This window comes from Pseudonocardia sulfidoxydans NBRC 16205, assembly GCF_007989085.1.
Classification (GTDB): Bacteria; Actinomycetota; Actinomycetes; order Mycobacteriales; family Pseudonocardiaceae; genus Pseudonocardia; species Pseudonocardia sulfidoxydans.
The window spans coordinates 1-18,627 of the sequence record NZ_BJVJ01000057.1 but is presented as its reverse complement, the minus strand read 5'-3'; the positions used below and the strand labels follow the sequence as shown (position 1 = coordinate 18,627).

Below are 18,627 nucleotides of genomic sequence, written 5' to 3'. Positions count from 1 at the left end.
ACGTGGACCTCCAGGGAAAGGCCGCGCTCGTCACCGGCGGCGCGTCGGGCATCGGCGAGGCCGCGGCCCGGCTGCTCGCCGGTGCGGGGGCGCGGGTGGCGGTCGTCGACCGCGACGAGGTGGGCGCGCGGCGCATCGCCGACGAGGTCGACGGGTTCGCCCACGCGACCGACGTGTCCGCGCCGTCGGCGATGGCCGAGGCCGTGGCCGCGACCGAGGAGCGGTTCGGCCGGCTCGACGTCGTGCTGCTCAACGCGGGTATGACGTCGGGGCAGAACGGCGTCACCGACCTCGATGTCGACGGCTACCGCCGCGTCGTGGGCGTCAACGTCGACCACGTCGTGTTCGGGCTGAACGCGGCTGTGCCGGCGTTGCGGCGGGCGGGTGGCGGGGTCGTCGTCGTCACGGCGTCGCTGGCGGGGCTGATGCCGCACCCGGGCGATCCGCTGTACACGCTGACCAAGCACGCGGTCGTCGGGTACGTGCGGGCCGCGGCGCCCGCACTGGCGGAGGAGGGCATCCGGGTGGCCGCGGTGTGCCCCGGTTACACCGACACGGCCCTGATCGCGAACGCGCGCAACGACTTCGGCGACTTCCCGCTCTTGGGTGCCGTGGACGTCGCCGCCGCTGTCGCGAGGATCGTCGAGAACGGCGCGCCGGGCGAGTGCTGGTTCGTCCAACCCGGTCGTGCCCCGGGGCCCTACGGGTTCCGCGGAGTCCCCGGCCCGGCGGGCGGCCGCCGGGCCCCTGATGTGAGCTGGGAGAAGCACTGATGCGCGGTTGGCAGGTCCACGAGAACGGCGACCCGGACGACGTCCTCACCTGGCACGAGGACATCCCGGAGCCGGTCCCCGGGCCCGGCCAGGTGGCGGTGCGTGTGCACGCGGCGGCCTGCAACTTCCCGGACATCCTGGCCTGCCAGGGCACGTACCAGGAGAAGCCGCCGTTGCCGTTCACCCCCGGTATGGAGGTCGCGGGCGAGGTCGTCGCGGCGGGGGAGGGCGCGCGGTTCGGGGTGGGCGACCGTGTCGTCGGGCTCCCGGTCCTGGGGCACGGCGGCTACGCCGAGGTCACCCTCCTTCCCGACGACGCGACGTTCCGCTGGCCCGAGGGCATGACGCCCGCGCAGGCCGCGGGGCTGCTGATCACCTACCAGACGGGCTGGTGTGCGCTGAAGCACCGCGGGCAGCTGGCCGAGGGCGAGACCCTGCTGGTGCACGCGGCCGCGGGCGGTGTCGGGACCGCGGCCGTGCAGCTGGGCAAGGCGCTGGGCGCGCGGGTGATCGGCACGGCGGGTGGTGCGCAGAAGTGCGCGGTCGCGACGTCGGTGGGCTGCGACGACGTCGTCGACTACCGCGACGCCGACCTGGTCGCCGCGGTGAAGGACCTCACCGGAGGCCGGGGCGCGGACGTCGTCTACGACCCCGTCGGTGGGGACGTCTTCGACGCGTCGCGACGCATCGCCGCGTTCGAGGGCCGCATCCTGGTGATCGGCTTCGCGGGTGGTCGGATCGCCGACGCCCCGACCAACCACGTCCTGATCAAGAACTACTCGGTCGTCGGCGTGCACTGGGGCTACTACCGGACGATGCGCCCGGAGCTGATCCAGCCGTGGCAGGACGAGATCGAGGAGCTGTGGGGCAAGCGGCTCATCGAGCCCCTCGTCGGGGCCGAGCTCCCGTTGTCGGAGGTCAAGGAGGCCCTGCGCCGGCTCGGGTCGCGGGGGACGGTCGGCAAGGTCGTGCTGGTTCCCTGACGCGGACCAGGTCGTGAGTGGCGATAGTCGCCCTGGCGACTATCGCCACTCACAGGGGCAGCGGTTCAGCCGACGCCGGGCAGCAGCCCGACGAGCGGCACGACGATCGTCGTGGCGACGGCCATCGCGATCGTGTTGCCGATGAACGGGTGGAAGTCCTTGGGCAGTCGCGCCGAGATCGGGCGGGCGATCACCGGGCACAGCAGGGCGCCCGCGACCGCCCCGACGACCGTCGCGAGGAGACCGCCGTCGTAGGCCAGGACCGTCGCCGGTGCGACCGACACCAGTGACACGTACGTCGGTGCCCAGCCGCCGCCGCGGTAGACCCGTCGCCACACGACGACGCCGACGGCCGAGGTCAGGGCCTGCGCGAACAGGATCTGCGGCACGACCCCGGAGCCGTAGGCCGGGAACGCCGGATCGAGGAGCACCGCGACGACGACGCCCAGCAGCACACCGATGCTGGCGATCTCGTTGGCGTAGAACTGCGTCTCGGTGAAGTCGGCGACGACGCGACGGACGGTCCAGAACGCGTCCGCGAGAACGCCGGTGCGGGGTGCGGGCGTGGGGGTCGCCTCCTGGCCGGGGTCGGCACGCAGCGCCGCCGCGGTCTCGCGCATCCACGGCAGGACGCGGCAGATCAGGAACGAGATCACGGTGCCGACCGACATCGCCGCGGTGTTGGAGACGACGACCGGCAGGCCGAGCGGACCGGTCACCGTCGCGATCAGCAGCATCGCGATCGGCGTCGTCGTGGCCGCGCCGAGGACGGCGCCGGTGACCAGTCGCACCCAGCCGCCGCCATGGACGAGCACGACCGCGGTGGCGACGCAGACGAACGGCACGAACGTCGGTTGCCAGCCGTCGGCCAGCGCCCAGCCGAACGCGATGTTGGACAGCAGCAGGCTCAGCGACGCCGCGCCGAGCGCCCACGGCCACAGCCCGGAGCCGTAGGAGATCGGGAAGCCGGCCCAGCGGGCGCCGCGCCGGCCGGCCCACCACGCGAGCGCGGCCCCGGCGAGCAGGCCGACCGTCGCGACGGGGGACTTGTAGAACTGGGGTTCGGTCATGTCGCCGAGGAACCAGCCGACCCGGTCGAGGAGACTGTGCGGGACGGCGGCGAGCCAGCCGTCGTAGGCGCCCGGTGTGCCGTGCAGGCCGCGTGCCGCGGCCGACAGACCCAGTGCCACCAGTCCGAACACGGCGACGACCCCCGCCGCGCCGAGCAGCATCCCGGGCAGCCGCAGCTCCGCCGAGGTGCCGGACTCGGTCGAGGTGGTGGTGCTGCTCATCGGGGCAGGGCTCATCGGGGCAGGACCGTGCCGCCGGTGAAGCCGAGCAGCGGGTCGTAGAGGTCGGTGCGGCGGTCGCGGGGCAGGTCGTTGAGATCGCTCCAGACGACGGCCGAGCGGGTCTCGGTGAGGTCGAGGTCGGCGTAGAGCGTCGTCTCGTCCTCGGCCGAGGCGATACCGCCGATCGGCCAGCCGTTCACGCCGGTGATCAGCGAGCAGCCCAGGAACTTGCCGCCGCGCTCGGTGCCGACCCGGTCTGCCGCGACGATCGGTACGCCGGACACGTGCGAGGCCGCCATGGTCAGGTACGACGCCATGCAGTTGCCGGCGTCGTCGAACAGCGGGGGCGGGGTCCAGACCCAGTTGTTGGCCGAGCAGATGACGTCGGCGCCCTGGGCGGCGAGGATGCGCGGCACCTCGGGGAACCAGATGTCCCAGCAGACCAGCAGCCCGATGCGACCGATGCGCGTCTCGAACACGGGGAACCCGTCGCCGGGGGTGAAGATCAGCTTCTCGCGGTTCCACAGGTGGGTCTTGCGGTAGCGGCCGATGTACCCGTCGGGGCCGATGAGCACTGCGGTGTCGTAGAGGTGCACGCCTTCGACCTCGGTGATCCCGGCGACGACGTACAGGTCGCGGCGTCGGGCGAGCTCCGACCAGGCGGCGCAGGTGGGCCCGTCGGGCACGGCCTCGGCGTGGGCGTAGGCCTCCTCGCGGGTGTCGAAGCCGTAGCCGGTGTTCGCGAGCTCGGGCAGGACGATCAGCCGGGCGCCGGCGTCGGCGGCCTCCTCGATGCGCTGCAAGGTCGCCGCGACGTTCTTCTCCTTGTTCTCCAGGCCGACCTGCGGGTCGGACTGGACGGCGGCGACGCGCACGGGGCTGACGGCGGGTTCGGTGGCGCTGCGCATGGTGCTCCTCGGATCGTGGCGGGCTGCTCCGCGACTGCGCCGCGCGGGCCGCGGCTCGGTGATGCTGCGCAATCGTTTGTGCCAAACGTTTGGCCGACGATAGCCTCGGCATCCGACACCGGCAACCCCCGTGCCGTGCCGACCGAGGAGGCCGACATGTCGCTGCCACACCTGGACCGTTCCGGCCGGCCCACCCTGCGGACCGTCGCCGAGCTCGCGGGGGTGCACGTGTCGACGGTCTCGCGCGCACTCTCGGACTCACCCAGCGCCAACGAACGCTCCGGGTCGCAGCGCACGATCGCGCGCATCCGCGAGATCGCCGCGGAGGTCGGCTTCGAACGCAACCCCCACGGCTCCGGCCTGCGCACCAGCCGCAGCAGCCTGCTCGGGGTGCTCGTGCCCCGGCTGTCCGACGTCGTCCTCGCGACGATCTACGAGGGCATCGAGGACAGCGCCCGCGCCCGCGGCTACCAGACGTTCGTGGTCAACGGGCGCGACGAACCCGCCATCCGCCGGGAGCGGCTGCAGATGCTGCTCGCCCGCCGCGTCGACGGGATCGTCCTCGGCGACGCACACGGCGACGCCGACGAGCTGGCCGCAACGCTCGCCGAGCGCGGGACCCCGTTCGTCCTGACCAACCGGCACTCGGCCGCGCACGTCAGCGTGACCTGCGACGACCTCCTCGGCGGCAGGCTCGCCGCCGAGCATCTGCTCGACCTCGGCCACACCGCGCTCGCCGTCGTCGCGGGCGAGCCCTACGCCAGCACCGGCCGTGATCGCACCGCGGGCTTCCTGCAGGTCTGCGCCGAGCGCGGCGTCGAGGTCCCGCCCGAGCGGATCGTGCACGCGCAGTTCGACGTCGACGGCGGGCGCGGTGCCGCCGGGGCCCTGCTGGCCTCGCCCGCCCCGCCGACGGGGATGTTCGTCGTCAACGACTTCGCCGCGATCGGCGCGATGGGCGCGGCCCGGGCGGCGGGGCTGACCGTCGGAACCGACGTCGCGATCGTCGGCTACAACGACATCCCGCTCGCGAGCCAACTCCCGGTGCCGCTGACGTCGGTCGCCTCACCGATGCACGAGATGGGCGTGCGGGCCGCCGAGACGCTGATCGCCGCGATCGACGGTAGGCCCGTCGAGTCGCTGCGGCTGCCACCGACGCTGTCGGTGCGCGAGAGCAGCACCGGCGTCCTCGAGCCGACAACCCTGTGAGTGGCGATAGTCGCTATAGCGACTATCGCCACTCACAGGGTCTGCCGGGCGCCCACCCGCGACGCCTCGCGCAGCGGTGAGAACGGGCGGCTGCGCTGCGTCGGGACCTCGGGGGTCCGGTAGAGCGGCAGCACGTCCCCGCTCATGTGCGCGGGGGTGGCCACGCCGAAATGGTCGAGGATCGTCGGTGCGATGTCGGTGAGCGCGACCCGGCCCTCCACGACGCGGTGCGTGCCCGTGCGGAACCACAGGGCGCCGTCGCGGCTGTGCCGGCCGCTGCGCGTGGTGTGGATCGGGTAGAAGAGCTCGTCGAACGCCCGGGACGCCCCGCCGGCCCCGCCCGCGAGCGTGGCGCCCTCGCGGCCCACGTCGCTGAAGCAGCCCACCTGCAGACGGTGGCCGTCGAGGTCGGCGTTGACCGCGCGGGCGCCGTCGATCGTCAGCGCGTGGAGCTTGCGCCGGGCGTCGGCCGCCGCGTCGGGGGAGGCCAGCTCGACGACGAACTGCTCGGCCATCATCGGCTTCGCGACCGCGCCACGGATTCCGGCGAAGGCGAAGAGGGCGTCGAAGTCGTGGGGGCGGAAGGTGCGCTTGGCCGACTCGGCCCACGGCTCCTGCGACAGCGCGGTGGCCAGCACGAGCAGCGAGTCGGGCTCGTCGGCCATGATCCGGCCCAGCAGCGCGTCCATCCGCCGGTAGCCGTGCAGGACGGCATCGGCGTGGGCGCCGTCGCCGGCCTCGTCGAACAGCTCCGGCTCCATGTCGCGCCAGTAGTAGTGCTGGTAGTGCGCGGTGCTATTGGAGAAGAACGTGGCGAACCGGACGCCGTGGCGCCGGTTGAGGGTGCGGAACACGTCGTAGGACAGGTCGTCGAGCACCGAGGCCCGCCGCCAGGCGACACCACCGACACGGCGCTCGTCGACGAGCTGGCGGACCGCCGCGACGACGGTCGCGGGACGCAGGCCGCTACGCACGAGGAACGCGGCGAACCGGGCGAGCTGCCCCGCGCCGGGCAGGCCGTTGCGGGAGGACTCCTGCACCGCCCACGACACCGTCTCGTAGAACGGCTGCAGCGAATCGGGGAACGCCACACCGTCGACGTCCCAGGGGTCGGGGACGACGTAGCCGGGCTCGCCGGGGCGGCGGCTGTAGGCGGTGTTCATCGACCCGAACACCCCGACGGGAATGCCGGCGGCCGAGAGCACGTCGCCCAGCAGTGGAGTCCTCAGCTTCTCGCGGCCCTCGCCGAGGGCGAAGACGCCGTGCTCGGCGAACGGGATGCCGCTGTGCACCGTCGGCCACTGGATCCAGGGCTCGAGGTTCGGGGCGTCCTCACCCGCGTCGGTCGTGCAGACGACCGAGGAGTCGCGGAACGCCCGGAAGTGCGGCAGGTGCCCGGCCGCGATGAAACGGTCGAGCAATGTCGGGCTGAGCTCGTTGAACTCGACGAGCAGAGCCCGGGCGCCTGGACGCCCGCCTGTGGTGGTGCTTGCCAATGTGATCCCCCCGGACCCGTGATCCCCCCGGACACAGCCGATACACAGGATCATCGACGGACCACGGGCATGCATTACAGACGAGAGGCACCCCACACGGGTGGGGTCCCGTCAGAACGTGGGTTCGGGGAGCATCGACAGGGAACGTTTGCGCCGCAGCCAGACCTTCCGCACGCCACCGGGGTAGAGCCTGACGCGGGAGAGCTCCCAACCGCCCGACTCGGCCTGGATGGCCAGCCGTACCGCCGCCGTCAGCCGGGTGACGTCCCCGGGCAGATGGACGGGGCGGTACTCCCAATCCCCGTCGGCATCTCCTGCTTCTTGCGCAGCCGTGCCGGTCGACGCCACCGGCCCACCTCCTTGCCCTCGGACTGGCCGCCCGGTCGTGCACACCCTCACCGGGACCTGCCCGGCGACGTCTCCATCGCGTGAACGACGGATGACGTGCCGTTCACCATATGCGCCCGCGCGCGCCCACGGCCAGCATCGATCGCGGCGCGACACCCGTCAGATGGGGATGCTGACGTCGTCGAGGGCGGCGCGGATCTCCGCGGGCAGCTCCACCTTCTCGGTGGCCAGCGACGCCGCGAGCTGGGCGCCGTCGCGGGCCCCGACGACGGCGGACGCGACGCCCGGCCGGTCGCGCACCCAGGCCAGGGCGACGGCGAGCGGGGAGGTGCCGAGCCCGTCGGCGGCGGTGAGGACCGACTGCACGATCCGCGCGGACCGCTCGTTGCGGCGGGCCTCGACGTAGGGCGCGAGGACCGCGGACGCCGCCCGCGAGTCGGCCGGGGTGCCCTCGACGTACTTCCCGGTGAGCACGCCGCGCCCCAGTGGCGCCCACGCGACGAGCCCGAGACCGTGGTGCCGGGCGGCGGGGGCGAGCTCCACCTCGACGCCGCGCGTGAGCAGCGAGTACTCGACCTGCGCAGCGACCGGGACCGCGACGCCCGAGGTGGCGCGGGCCCTCTCGACGACCGTCGCCAGCTGCCAGCCCGACGGCCCGACGAGCCCGGCGTAGCGCGCCTTGCCCGACATCACCGCGACCTGGATCGCGGACAGTGTCTCCTCCAGCGGCACGGCGGCGTCCCAGCCGGGGAGCTGCCACAGGTCGACGTGGTCGACCCGAAGCCGGCGCAGCGTCGCGTCGAGCGCGTCGAGGAGCGCGCCGCGGGCGCCGTGGTCGCCCGAGGCGCCGCCGGGCAGCCCGCCCCGCGCGGAGATCACGACGTCCTCGCGCGGCACCGAGTCCGCCATGACCTCGCCGAGAATCTCCTGGGCGGCGCCGTCGGCATAGGCGTCGCACGTCTCGACGAGGCTGCCACCCGCGTCGACGAACGTGACGAGCTGGTCGGTGGCGGCCTCGAGGTCGGTGTCGTCACCCCAGGTCATCGTGCCGAGGCCGATCCGGGACACCTGGAGGCCGCTGGTCCCGACCTGTCTGCGCCGCACCGGGTCAGCCTATTGGCAGCGTCCTCAGGAGACCCCGGTACGGTGCCTCGCCGTGTCGTCCTACCGGTGTGGAGCAGCTTCGTGAGTTGGTTCGAGGTCGTCGTCCTGAGCGTCGTCCAGGGGCTGACGGAGTTCCTCCCGATCTCGTCGTCTGCGCACCTGAGGATCGTGTCCGGGGCGTTCTTCGGCAACGATCCGGGTGCGGCGTTCACCGCCGTCTCCCAGCTGGGGACGGAGGCGGCCGTCCTGATCTACTTCGCGAAGGACATCTGGAACCTCGTGAAGACGTGGTTCCGCGGCTTCACCGACGCCGAGACGCGCGCCACGAACGACTACCGGCTCGCCTGGCTGGTGATCATCGGCACGATCCCGATCAGCATCCTGGGCTTCCTGTTCAAGGACTCCATCGAGACGGTCGCCCGCAGCCTGTGGATCGTCGCGACGACGATGGTCGTCTTCGGCATCCTGCTGGGCCTGGCCGAGCGCTACGGCAAGCAGAACCGCCCCCTCGAGCAGCTCACGGTGCGCGACGGCATCGTCCTCGGGCTCGCGCAGGCGCTCGCGCTGATCCCCGGTGTGTCGCGATCGGGCGGCACGATCACCGCGGGCCTCGCGCTCGGCCTCGACCGGCCCGCCGCCGTCCGCTACTCGTTCCTGCTGGCCATCCCCGCGGTCGTGGCGGCGGGCCTGTTCCAGATCGGCGACGTCAAGGAGTCCGGCCTGACGAGCGGGCCGCAGATGGTCGTCGGCACCATCATCGCGTTCGCCGTCGGCTACGTGATCATCGCCTGGCTGCTCAAGTACGTGCAGAACAACACCGTCTACGTGTTCGTCGCCTACCGCATCGCCCTCGGCGTGGCGCTGTTCGCGGCACTCGCGATCGGCGCCGTCTCGGCGACATGAGAACCACGTAGGGTCGGTGCGGTGACGACCTTGATCCTGCTGCGGCACGGCCGGTCCTCGGCCAACACGGCCGGCGTGCTGGCCGGGCGCAGCCCCGGCGTGGAGCTCGACGAGACCGGTCTCGGCCAGGCCGAGAAAGTGGTGGAGCGGCTCGCGGGCATCCCGATCGCCGAGATCGTCACCTCGCCGATGACCCGCTGCCGCCAGACCGTCGAGCCCCTCGCGATCGACCGCAAGCTCGTCCCGACGGTCGAGGACGAGCTCGCCGAGGTCGACTACGGCGACTGGACGGGTGGCTCGCTCAAGACGTTGGCCAAGGAACCGCTGTGGAAGGTCGTGCAGGCCCACCCGTCGGCGGCGGTGTTCCCCGGCGGCGAAGGTCTCGCGGGCATGCAGGCCCGGGCCGTCGCGGCCGTCCGCGCCCACGGCGCCCGCATCGCCTCCGAGCACGGCGAACACGCGGTCTGGCTCGCGTGCAGCCACGGCGACGTCATCAAGTCCGTGCTGGCCGACGCCCTGGCCACCCACCTGGACAACTTCCAGCGGATCATGGTCGACACCTGCTCGGTCAGCGTCGTGCACTACACCGAGACGCGCCCGTTCGTCGCCAAGGTCAACGACCTCGGGGGCGACCTCGCGAGCATCGTGCCGCCCAAGCCGCGGCGCCGCCGGTCCACCAAGCGCAGTTCCGACGCCGTCGTCGGCGGCTCCACCTGACCTTGCGGCGGTGCCCCGTCCGGTCACGGGTGTGCCCGCCGCGCGCCGGTGGCCTACTCTCGGAGGTGCCATGTCACGCGTCATCCACGTCTTCCGCCGGCCCGAACGCTTCGTCGCGGGCACCGTCGGCGAGCCCGGCGACCGGTCGTTCTACCTTCAGGCCGCCGAGCAGGCCCGCACCATCAGCGTGCTGCTGGAGAAGCAGCAGGTGTCGGTCCTCGCCGAACGCATCGCCGCCCTGCTGCAGGAGGTCAACCGCCGCTTCGGCCAGGAGCTGCCCGTCCCCACCGGCGGCGACGCCGACACCGACCCGCTCGCCGTGCCGCTCGAGGAGGAGTTCCGCGTCGGCACCATGGGCCTGGGCTGGGACGCCGACACCCGCTCGATCGTCGTCGAGCTGCTCGCGGTGAGCGAGGAGGAGGTCGACGAGTCGGTCGTCCTCGACGACACCGACGAGGGCCCCGACGCGCTGCGCGTCTTCCTCTCGCCGCCGCAGGCCAAGGCGTTCGCCGAGCGCGCCGAGCTCGTCGTCTCGGCCGGGCGGGCGCCCTGCCCGCTGTGCGCCGAACCGCTCGACCCCGCCGGCCACGTGTGCGTGCGGCTCAACGGGTTCCACCAGCGCTCCCCGATGACCGACTGACGCCCGCACGTGGACCTTCGCGACCCGGCGGTGCACGAGGTGCTCACCGCCGGCAAGATCGACATCACCGGCCGCCTCGTCGACGCCTCCAACACCACCCTGTTCGGCACGATCGCGCTCGACGGCGCCGAGCTGGAGTGCGTCTACAAGCCCGTGCGGGGCGAACGCCCGCTGTGGGACTTCCCCGACGGCACCCTCGCCGGCCGTGAGGTCGCCTCCTTCCTGGTGTCCGAGGCGTCGGAGCTGCATGTCGTGCCGCCCACGATCCTGCGCGAGAACGGCCCGTTCGGCCCCGGGATGCTGCAGGTCTGGGTCGACACCGACGAGCGCGAACTGATCGACGTCTGCGCCCCGAAGAAGGTGCCCGCGGGCTGGAAGCGGGTGCTGCGGGCCCGCGACGGCGCCGGCGACCCGGCCGTCCTCGTCCACGCCGACGATCCGCAGCTCGCCGCGATGGCCGCCTTCGACGTCGTCGCCAACAACGCCGACCGCAAGGGCGGGCACGTCCTCGCCGGCGTCGACGGTCGTGTCTACGGCGTCGACCACGGCCTCACGATGCACGTCGAGGACAAGCTGCGGACCGTGCTGTGGGGCTGGGTGGGTGACGACCTGCCGCCGACGGTCGTCACCGGTCTGGAGAAACTGCGCAGCGCGCTCGACGGCGGGCTGGCCGACACACTCAACGAGCACATCACGCTCACCGAGGTCGCGGCGCTGACCTCACGTGTCGACGCGCTGCTCGCCGCGCCCCGCTACCCCCAACCCTCGGGCTACGGGCCGGCGATCCCGTGGCCGGCGTTCTAGGTCAACGTCCGTAGGAGTCCAGCCAGGCCCGGTCGAACCACGCCGGTGGCGTCGGGATCCGCGTGGTGACCGTGCGGTCGCGGTAGTCGACGCGCGCGGTGCCGGCGTCCACGCCTTCCCCGACCCGCACGCGGATCGGCTCCAGGTTCTCCGGCTCGCCGAGGTCGACGCCGAACGTCGTCGCCGCGAAGGCGCGCATCGGGGCCGAGTGGGTGCAGACGAGGGCGAGCGCTGCCCCCGCGTCCCGGAGACGGGAGCCCAGCGTCTCGATCCCCAGCCACAACCGCAACGCCCCCAGCTGTGGCGGCTCGAAGTAGAGGGTCGGGTTCCGCACCCAGAACTCGATCGGCCCACCCGCCGCCGCGACCTCGCGGTAGTCGCTGTCGAAGCGGTCGTACTCACGGACCCAGTCGTCGTCGTGACCGTCGGGCAGCGCCAACCGCGCCGACACCGCCACCGACGTGTCGACGACCTCCCCGTCGAGGGAGAACCGCAGGTTGTCGACGTGCGGCTCCGCGTACAGCTCGCCCAGCAGCGACTCGTCGACGCCCTCCGCGACCAGCGCCGCCCGCAACGTCACCGCCGTCGCCGTCGCCCGCGACGTCCGCGCGTGCGGCATCAGTACCCGCGCACCCGGCGCGATCTCCGCCGCCAACGCTTTGCCCCGCGCCCGCGCCTGTTCCTCGCCGCGCGGCGTCAGGCCGTGATCGCCGTCGTAGCCGAGCGTCTCGCCGTGACGGAGCAGCACCACCTCGTACATGCCGTCCGACGCTACCGGCGTCGCAGACGCCACACGGCGGTTCGTGCCGGGCTGCGGAACGGGCAGGATGATCGGCAGGCATCGACAGAGCCGCACCGACGGAGAAGGAGTGAGCGATGGCGGGACAGAGCCGGATCGGGGTCACCGGGCTGGCGGTGATGGGTGCGAACCTGGCCCGCAACATCGCGAGCCGTGGCGTGGCCGTCGCCGTGCACAACCGGACGGGATCGAAGACCACCGAGTTCATGAGTGAGTTCGGCGGTGAGGGCGACTTCACCGGCACCCAGTCGCTGCAGGAGTTCGTCGACGCGCTCGAGACGCCGCGCCGCATCATCGTCATGGTCAAGGCGGGCAAACCCGTCGACAGCGTCATCGACGAGCTCACGCCCCTGCTCGACAAGGGCGACATCATCATCGACGCCGGCAACTCCCACTTCCCCGACACCGTGCGCCGCACCGCCGAGTGCGAGGCCAACGGCATCCGGTTCATGGGCGTCGGCGTCTCCGGCGGCGAGGAGGGTGCGCTGCTCGGGCCGAGCATCATGCCTGGCGGCGACCCCGAGGCCTACGCCGAGGTGAAGGACATCTTCGAGTCCATCGCCGCGGTCGTCGACGGCACGCCGTGTGTCGTCCACGTCGGACCCGGCGGCGCCGGGCACTACGTGAAGATGGTGCACAACGGCATCGAGTACGCCGACATGCAGCTCATCGTCGAGGCCTACGACCTGCTCACCCAGGTCGCCGGGCTCGACGCGCACGCCATCGGCACGATCTTCGAGGAGTGGAACACCGGCGACCTCGAGTCGTTCCTGATCGAGATCACCGGCAAGGTCCTCGCCAAGGTCGACGAGAAGACCGGTGGCCCGCTCGTCGACGTCATCGTCGACCAGGCCGGGCAGAAGGGCACCGGCACCTGGACCGCCATCGACGCCCTCGGCCTGGGCATCCCGCTCACCGGCATCACCGAGGCCGTCTTCGCCCGCGGCCTGTCGGCCCTGCGCGCCGAGCGCGCCGCGGCCGCGAAGACCCTCGCGGGCCCGACGCCCGCCAAGAAGGCCGACGAGAGCCTGGTCGACGACATCCGGCAGGCGCTCTACGCGTCGAAGGTCGTCGCGTACGCGCAGGGCTTCGCGCAGATGCGGGCCGCGTCGGTGCAGAACGGCTGGGACCTGCACCTGGGCGAGATGGCCACGATCTGGCGCGGCGGCTGCATCATCCGTGCGCAGTTCCTCAACCGCATCCGCGACGCCTACGCCGAGCACCCCGACCTCGACAACCTGCTGATGGTCCCGTACTTCACCGAGGCCGTCGCGAACGCGCAGGACGCCTGGCGGCGGGTGGTCGTGACCGCGACGGAGCAGGGCGTCGCGATCCCGGCGTTCTCGTCGAGCCTGAGCTACTACGACGGCTACCGCCGCGAGCGCGGCCCCGCCAACCTCATCCAGGGCCTGCGCGACTTCTTCGGCGCCCACACCTACCAGCGCGTCGACGAAGAGGGCGCCTTCCACACCCGCTGGGCCCAGGACGGCACCGAGGTCCGCACGGACTGACGCCCTGCCGGGCCACCCCCAACGGGAACGAACGGCACAGTCGGGCAACTCAGTTGCCCGACTGTGCCGTTCGTGCAGTTCGGGTCGGACCCGGGGCCAGGTCGGGCTCGGTCCAGTGGTACTTCCCGCCACGCAGCACCGACGCCAGGGCCGCGACGAGGCAGGCCCCGGCGGCGAACCCGAGAGCGAGCGTCAGCCCGTCGGCGAACGGCCCCGAGATGAGCTGCGGGAAGAACTCCCTGCCGGTGAGGGTCGCGGCCTGCGCGGGTGTGACGCCGGCGAGTACCTGCGGGCCGAGGAGCGTCTGGACCGGGTTGAACCCCAGCAGTGCCGCGAAGAGGGTGCCGACGGGCGGCAGCGCCGCGACCTGCGCCGCCGTCGCCGCGGGGACGCCCTGGGCGGTGAGCCCGGCGGCGAGCGTCGTCGGCAGGGAGGACGCAAGACCGAGGATCAGCATCGAGAAGAAGATGCCGATCGACAGGACGGTGGCGGCGTTCTGGAACGTCGACGTCATGCCTGCGCCCGCGCCGCGCTGGTCGGGCGGCAGGCTGTTCATGATCCCCGCCCGGTTGGGGGAGGAGAACAGCCCCATCGCGAGGCCGTTGAGCAGCAGCAGCCCGGCGAACGCGAGGTAGTCGAAGTCGACGGGGACGACGTCGAGCAGCAGGAAGCTCGCGGCGGCGACGACCATTCCGCCGGTGGCGAACGGCCTGGCGCCGAAGCGGTCGGACAGGAACCCGGAGACGGGTCCGGCGACGAGGAACCCGATCGTCAGCGGCAGCATGTAGATGCCCGCCCACAGCGGCGTCCTCTCGAACGAGTAGCCGTGTTCGGGCAGCCAGATCCCCTGCAGCCAGATGATCAGGATGAACTGCAGACCGCCGCGGCCCAGCGCTGCGAGCAGGCTCGCGACGTTGCCCGCCGTGAACGCCCGGATGCGGAACAGCGAGAGCCGGAACATGGGGTCGGGCACCCGCGTCTCGATCCACGCGAACAACGCGAGGACGACGATCCCGCCGACGACGAGCGTCAGCACCACCGGGCTCGTCCAGCCCATGGTGTGCCCGGCGTAGGGCTGGATGCCGTAGGTGATGCCGACGAGGACGGCGACGAGCCCGATCGCGAACGTCGCGTTGCCCCACCAGTCGAGCCGGGCGCGGTTGCGGGTGCCCGTGTCGCGCAGCTTGAGGTACGCCCAGACCGTGCCGAAGACGCCGACGGGCACCGACACGAGGAACACCCAGTGCCAGTTCACCGGGCCGAGCACCCCGCCGACGACCAGCCCCACGAACGAGCCGCCGATGCCCGCGACCTGGTTGATGCCCAGCGCGAGGCCACGCTGGTGGGTGGGGAAGGCGTCGGTGAGGATCGCGGTGGAGGTGGCTAGCAGCAGCGCGCCGCCGACGCCCTGCAGCACGCGCATGACGATCAGCCAGATCGCGCCGGCGTCGCCGTGCATCCAGGTGGCGGCGAGCAGGATCGAGAACACGGTGAAGACGGCGAAGCCGAGGTTGTACATCCTGGTGCGGCCGAACATGTCGCCGAGGCGCCCGAAGCTGACGACGAGCACCGCGGTCACGACGAGGTAGCCCATGATCAGCCACAGCAGGTAGCTGATGTTTCCGGGCGCCAGCGGGTCGATGCCGATGCCTCGGAAGATGTCGGGCAGGGCGATGAGCAGGATCGACATGTTGATCGTGACGATCAGCACACCCAACGTGGTGTTGGAGAGGGCGACCCACTTGTACCGCGCCTCGTCCGAGGATCTATTTAGCATCAGCAACGAACGTACGCCGGATCGTGTGGACCCGCCCGTCCCGGGAGCGGGGCGCCTCCCTCACCGCTCGGGGGTGCCGGCACCACCCCGACCGGCCTGCCCACACCCTGCTCCGGAGATCGCCCGGATTCGTATTGTTCCCCCATGCGCGCCGCACAGAAGACGCTCCTCGTCGTCCCCGCCCTGATCCTCACCGCCTCGGCCACCGCGTGCTCCACCTCGACCGCCGGCACCCCCGCCACCACCGCTCTCGCGACCGCCACCATCGACGTCGTCACCGACGGCCGCATGGCCACCCGCGTCGGCACCCACACGATCACCGCGACGACGTCCGCCGACGTCAACCGATGTGTCAGCGACGCCGGTCGCGCCATCCTCTCCTTCGGCCCCGCCGACGCCCCCTCCGAGACGATCGAGAGGCTCGACATCGAGGCACCCGTCGGTGACGGCCCCGGCAAGGTCCGGATGACCTGGAACTCGACGAAGGGCGGTTCGGGCTACGGCACCGACTACACCGCCTCCGACGGCCGCTCCGGCAAGGCCACCGTGTCCGCCGCCGTCCGTGACGGTCGCCTGGAGATCACCTTCGACGCCACGACGTGGGACCAGGCGCACTACCGCGGCACGGCGTCCTGCGCCCTGACCTGAGCAGCAGACTGCCGCCGCGCCCGCCGCGCCCGCCGCGCCCACGCTCCACGCGGTGCACACTGCGCGTGTGACGACGAACGAGCGCACGGTCGAGGAGGGCCTGCACCGCGGGCTCGCCGTCGACAAGACCTACGCCGGCTACCTGCGCCTCGACGAGCTGCTGGGCGCCCAGCGCCCGCAGAGCAGCCCGGAGCACCACGACGAGCTGCTGTTCATCGTGCAGCACCAGACGTCGGAGCTGTGGTTGAAGCTCGTCATCCACGAGCTGCGCCACGCCGCGGCGATGATGGACGCCGACGACCTCGGCCCGGCGCTGAAGGCCCTGTCGCGGGTCAAGGCGGTGCAGCGGCAGCTGTTCGAGCAGTGGGGCGTCCTGGAGACGCTGACGCCCACCGAGTACCTGCAGTTCCGGTCCGCCCTCGGCACGGCGTCGGGGTTCCAGTCCGAGCAGTACCGGACGGTGGAGTTCCTGCTGGGCAACAAGAACGCGGCCGCGATCGAGGTGTTCGCCGACGACTCGGGCGCGTCGCGGCGGCTGCACGAGGTGCTCGGCGCGCCGAGCCTCTACGACCACTTCCTGCGCTACCTCGCCCGCGCCGGCTACCCGGTCCCGCGCGAGGTGCTCGAGCGCGACCTCACGAGGGCGCACGTGTTCGCGCAGGACCTGGTCGGGGTGTTCCGGCTCGTCTACACCGACCCGGGCCGCGACTGGGGCGCCTACGAGACGTGCGAGGCGCTCGTCGACGTCGAGGAGAGTTTCCAGCTCTGGCGGTTCCGGCACCTGAAGACGGTCGAGCGGATCATCGGGTCGAAGCGGGGGACGGGTGGGTCGAGCGGGACGGCGTTCCTGAAGGCCGCGCTGGAGCTGACGTTCTTCCCGGAGATCCTGGCCGTCCGTACCGAGCTGGGAGGGTGAGGACGTGGCCCCCACTCTCGCCGACGCGGAGAAGCTGGACGCGGACGATCCGCTGGCGTCGTTCCGGGACCGCTTCGTCGTCCCCGACGACCCGGGTCTCGTCGCCTATCTCGACGGGAACTCCCTCGGCCGCCCGCCGAAGGCGACGGGGGAACGGCTCGCCGCGCTCGTCGCGCACGACTGGGGGACGCGGCTGATCCGGTCCTGGTCGGAGGGCTGGATGGAGCTGCCGTTCGAGGTCGGGGACCGGCTGGCCGCCGCCGCTCTCGGTGCGGCACGGGGTCAGACGGTCGTCGCCGACTCGACGACGGTGTGCCTCTACAAGCTGATGCGTGCCGCCGTGGCGATGCGCCCGGGCCGGACCGAGATCGTCGCGGACCGCGGGAACTTTCCGACGGACCGCTACGTCGTCGAGGCGGTCGCCGCGGAGTGCGGGTTGACGGTGCGCTGGGTCTCGTCCCCACCAGAGGCCGGTGTCACCCTGGATCAGGTCCGCCGTGTGCTGACGGAGCAGACCGCGTTCGTCACCTTCTCCCACGTCGCCTACAGGTCGGCCTGGATCGCTGATCTGCACGGCATCACCGCGGCCGCGCACGACGCGGGTGCGCTCGTGGTCTGGGATCTCTGCCACAGCGCCGGGTCGGTGCCCCTCGACCTCGACACCGCGGGGGTGGACCTGGCGGCCGGCTGCACCTACAAGTTCCTCAACGCGGGGCCGGGCGCGCCCGCGTTCCTCTATGTGTCCGCGGCGGTGCAGGAGTCCTTCGAACAGCCGATCACCGGCTGGATGGGCAACGCCGACCCGTTCGCGATGACGTCGGACTACGCGCATGCGACGGGCATGCGTCGGGCGTTGTCGGGGACGCCGCCGATCACCGGACTCATCGGTGTCGACGAGGGCGTGAGGCTTGTCGCCGAGGCCGGGATCCAGCGCATCCGCGCCAAGGCGGTCGCGCTCACGGAGCTCGCCGTGGCGCTCGCGGACGATCTTCTGAAAGGGGTGGGGCTCGGCTCGCCACGTGACCCGGCTCGGCGGGGTGGTCATGTCACGGTCACGCACCCGGACGCTGCCGTGCTCTCGGAGAAGCTGATCGCGGCGGGCGTCGTCGTCGACCACCGGCCTCCCGACGGGATCCGGATCGGCCTGTCCCCGCTGACGACCTCGTACGCGGAGCTGCACCGGGCGATGACCGTGTTCGCGGAGGTCCTCACGAGGTCGTGAGTGGCGATAGTCGCTATAGCGACTATCGCCGCTCACAGGCATCAGGCCAGGGGGACGACCTCCGGCGCGCCCATGCGGGCGGCGTCGGCGGTCTCGTCGTCGGGCATCTTCTGGCTCTCCCGCTCGGCTTCGACCCGCTTGCGGTAGTGCTCGATCTCGCGCTCGACCTGCTGGTCGCTCCAGCCGAGCACCGGCGCCATCAGCCGCGCCGCCTCCTCGACCGACCCGGTGCCCCGGTCGAACGTCTCGATCGAGATCCGGGTGCGCCGGGCCAGCACGTCCTCCAGGTGCCGGGCGCCCTCGTACACGGCGGCGTACACGACCTCCGCGCGCAGGTAGTCCGGGGCGCCTGCCAGCGGCTCACCCAGCGACGGGTCGTCGTCGACCAGCGCGAGCACCTCGTCGATCATCGAGCCGTAGCGGCTCAGCAGGTGCTCGATCCGGGCGACGTGGATTCCGTGCTTCGCCGCGAGCCGGTGCCGGGCGTTGAGCAGGGCTTTGAAGCCCTCCGCGCCCAGCAGCGGCACCCGCTCCGTCACCGAGTCGGGGACCTTGGCGTCGAGGCCGTGGACCGCCG

Annotated in this window: 19 protein-coding genes; 11 read left to right on the top strand and 8 right to left on the bottom strand. The window is 72.1% G+C overall.

The annotated features are described in order from the left end of the window. The first annotated feature begins 2 nt into the window (after window positions 1-2). Both PSU4_RS22520 and PSU4_RS22515 read left to right on the top strand, forming a co-directional pair. The gene (locus PSU4_RS22520; RefSeq protein WP_147111980.1) at window positions 3-773 is read left to right on the top strand and encodes an SDR family NAD(P)-dependent oxidoreductase; all 771 of its coding nucleotides are present in this window, start codon (window positions 3-5) and stop codon (window positions 771-773) included. Then, on the top strand, window positions 773-1,756 hold the full coding sequence (locus tag PSU4_RS22515) for an NADPH:quinone oxidoreductase family protein (protein WP_147111977.1): 984 nt from the start codon (window positions 773-775) through the stop codon (window positions 1,754-1,756). Before PSU4_RS22520 ends, PSU4_RS22515 begins: the two co-directional genes overlap by 1 nt. Before the next feature lie 65 nt (window positions 1,757-1,821). Here PSU4_RS22515 and PSU4_RS22510 read toward each other — a convergent pair whose 3' ends face one another. Next, entirely contained in the window at window positions 1,822-3,048 is a 1,227-nt protein-coding gene (locus tag PSU4_RS22510) for a hypothetical protein (RefSeq protein ID WP_147111974.1), read from the bottom strand. Between the two features lie 11 nt (window positions 3,049-3,059). After that, the gene (locus PSU4_RS22505; RefSeq protein WP_147111971.1) at window positions 3,060-3,956 is read right to left on the bottom strand and encodes a nitrilase family protein; all 897 of its coding nucleotides are present in this window, start codon (window positions 3,954-3,956) and stop codon (window positions 3,060-3,062) included. Between the two features lie 156 nt (window positions 3,957-4,112). On the opposite strand from PSU4_RS22505, the gene PSU4_RS22500 reads away from it, so the two are divergent. After that, on the top strand, window positions 4,113-5,165 hold the full coding sequence (locus tag PSU4_RS22500; protein ID WP_186817123.1) for a LacI family DNA-binding transcriptional regulator: 1,053 nt from the start codon (window positions 4,113-4,115) through the stop codon (window positions 5,163-5,165). A gap of 32 nt (window positions 5,166-5,197) precedes the next feature. Here PSU4_RS22500 and PSU4_RS22495 read toward each other — a convergent pair whose 3' ends face one another. The 3 genes from PSU4_RS22495 to PSU4_RS22485 all read right to left on the bottom strand — a co-directional run bounded on the left by PSU4_RS22495 (window position 5,198) and on the right by PSU4_RS22485 (window position 8,113). After that, the gene (locus tag PSU4_RS22495) at window positions 5,198-6,661 is read right to left on the bottom strand and encodes an alkaline phosphatase family protein (protein ID WP_147111968.1); all 1,464 of its coding nucleotides are present in this window, start codon (window positions 6,659-6,661) and stop codon (window positions 5,198-5,200) included. A 111-nt stretch (window positions 6,662-6,772) separates the two neighbouring features. Further along, complete coding sequence (locus PSU4_RS22490) at window positions 6,773-7,009, bottom strand: DUF5703 family protein (RefSeq protein WP_147111965.1); 237 nt, start codon at window positions 7,007-7,009, stop codon at window positions 6,773-6,775. Window positions 7,010-7,168: 159 nt separating this feature from the next. Next, window positions 7,169-8,113: an aldo/keto reductase gene (locus PSU4_RS22485; RefSeq protein WP_147111963.1), complete on the bottom strand. Its 945-nt coding sequence runs from the start codon at window positions 8,111-8,113 to the stop codon at window positions 7,169-7,171. A gap of 81 nt (window positions 8,114-8,194) precedes the next feature. Here PSU4_RS22485 and PSU4_RS22480 point away from each other — a divergent pair, with 81 nt between their 5' ends. The 4 genes from PSU4_RS22480 (at window position 8,195) to PSU4_RS22465 (ending at window position 11,177) form a co-directional block, all read left to right on the top strand. Continuing rightward, on the top strand, window positions 8,195-9,016 hold the full coding sequence (locus tag PSU4_RS22480) for an undecaprenyl-diphosphate phosphatase (RefSeq protein WP_147111961.1): 822 nt from the start codon (window positions 8,195-8,197) through the stop codon (window positions 9,014-9,016). A gap of 21 nt (window positions 9,017-9,037) precedes the next feature. Continuing rightward, window positions 9,038-9,733 carry a histidine phosphatase family protein gene (locus PSU4_RS22475; RefSeq protein ID WP_147111959.1) on the top strand — a complete coding sequence of 232 codons (696 nt, stop codon included), beginning with the start codon at window positions 9,038-9,040 and terminating at the stop codon, window positions 9,731-9,733. Between the two features lie 70 nt (window positions 9,734-9,803). Further along, a complete protein-coding gene (locus tag PSU4_RS22470) occupies window positions 9,804-10,373 on the top strand; it encodes a DUF3090 domain-containing protein (protein ID WP_147111957.1) in 570 nt (189 codons plus the stop codon). A gap of 9 nt (window positions 10,374-10,382) precedes the next feature. Then, complete coding sequence (locus PSU4_RS22465) at window positions 10,383-11,177, top strand: SCO1664 family protein (RefSeq protein ID WP_147111956.1); 795 nt, start codon at window positions 10,383-10,385, stop codon at window positions 11,175-11,177. A 1-nt stretch (window position 11,178) separates the two neighbouring features. Here PSU4_RS22465 and PSU4_RS22460 read toward each other — a convergent pair whose 3' ends face one another. Then, on the bottom strand, window positions 11,179-11,937 hold the full coding sequence (locus PSU4_RS22460) for a histidine phosphatase family protein (RefSeq protein WP_147111955.1): 759 nt from the start codon (window positions 11,935-11,937) through the stop codon (window positions 11,179-11,181). A gap of 116 nt (window positions 11,938-12,053) precedes the next feature. Between PSU4_RS22460 and gnd the strand changes: the two genes are divergently transcribed. After that, window positions 12,054-13,487: an NADP-dependent phosphogluconate dehydrogenase gene (gene gnd / locus PSU4_RS22455; RefSeq protein ID WP_147111954.1), complete on the top strand. Its 1,434-nt coding sequence runs from the start codon at window positions 12,054-12,056 to the stop codon at window positions 13,485-13,487. Between the two features lie 49 nt (window positions 13,488-13,536). Here the strand turns inward: gnd and PSU4_RS22450 are convergent, their stop codons facing one another. Continuing rightward, window positions 13,537-15,264 carry an MFS transporter gene (locus PSU4_RS22450; RefSeq protein ID WP_147111953.1) on the bottom strand — a complete coding sequence of 576 codons (1,728 nt, stop codon included), beginning with the start codon at window positions 15,262-15,264 and terminating at the stop codon, window positions 13,537-13,539. 144 nt (window positions 15,265-15,408) lie between these two features. Here PSU4_RS22450 and PSU4_RS22445 point away from each other — a divergent pair, with 144 nt between their 5' ends. From PSU4_RS22445 to kynU, 3 genes are all read left to right on the top strand, one after another. After that, window positions 15,409-15,912, top strand: a complete 504-nt coding sequence (locus tag PSU4_RS22445) for a hypothetical protein (protein WP_147111950.1) — start codon at window positions 15,409-15,411, stop codon at window positions 15,910-15,912. A 67-nt stretch (window positions 15,913-15,979) separates the two neighbouring features. Beyond that, on the top strand, window positions 15,980-16,828 hold the full coding sequence (locus PSU4_RS22440; protein ID WP_147111947.1) for a tryptophan 2,3-dioxygenase: 849 nt from the start codon (window positions 15,980-15,982) through the stop codon (window positions 16,826-16,828). A gap of 4 nt (window positions 16,829-16,832) precedes the next feature. After that, on the top strand, window positions 16,833-18,050 hold the full coding sequence (kynU, locus tag PSU4_RS22435; RefSeq protein ID WP_147111943.1) for a kynureninase: 1,218 nt from the start codon (window positions 16,833-16,835) through the stop codon (window positions 18,048-18,050). Between the two features lie 41 nt (window positions 18,051-18,091). On the opposite strand, the gene PSU4_RS22430 is transcribed toward kynU, so the two are convergent. Further along, on the bottom strand, window positions 18,092-18,627 hold a 536-nt coding region (locus PSU4_RS22430), incomplete at its 5' end, for a glycerol-3-phosphate dehydrogenase C-terminal domain-containing protein (RefSeq protein WP_281290724.1).

Excerpts from the sequence above, each read along its gene's own strand:
- PSU4_RS22515 (WP_147111977.1), top strand. The coding sequence starts at position 773 with ATGCGCGGTTGGCAGGTCCACGAGAACGGCGACCCGGACGACGTCCTC.
- PSU4_RS22460 (WP_147111955.1), bottom strand. The coding sequence starts at position 11,937 with ATGTACGAGGTGGTGCTGCTCCGTCACGGCGAGACGCTCGGCTACGAC.
- PSU4_RS22510 (WP_147111974.1), bottom strand. The coding sequence starts at position 3,048 with ATGAGCAGCACCACCACCTCGACCGAGTCCGGCACCTCGGCGGAGCTG.
- PSU4_RS22505 (WP_147111971.1), bottom strand. The coding sequence starts at position 3,956 with ATGCGCAGCGCCACCGAACCCGCCGTCAGCCCCGTGCGCGTCGCCGCC.
- PSU4_RS22445 (WP_147111950.1), top strand. The coding sequence starts at position 15,409 with ATGCGCGCCGCACAGAAGACGCTCCTCGTCGTCCCCGCCCTGATCCTC.
- PSU4_RS22470 (WP_147111957.1), top strand. The coding sequence starts at position 9,804 with ATGTCACGCGTCATCCACGTCTTCCGCCGGCCCGAACGCTTCGTCGCG.
- PSU4_RS22500 (WP_186817123.1), top strand. The coding sequence starts at position 4,113 with ATGTCGCTGCCACACCTGGACCGTTCCGGCCGGCCCACCCTGCGGACC.
- gnd (WP_147111954.1), top strand. The coding sequence starts at position 12,054 with ATGGCGGGACAGAGCCGGATCGGGGTCACCGGGCTGGCGGTGATGGGT.
- PSU4_RS22450 (WP_147111953.1), bottom strand. The coding sequence starts at position 15,264 with ATGCTAAATAGATCCTCGGACGAGGCGCGGTACAAGTGGGTCGCCCTC.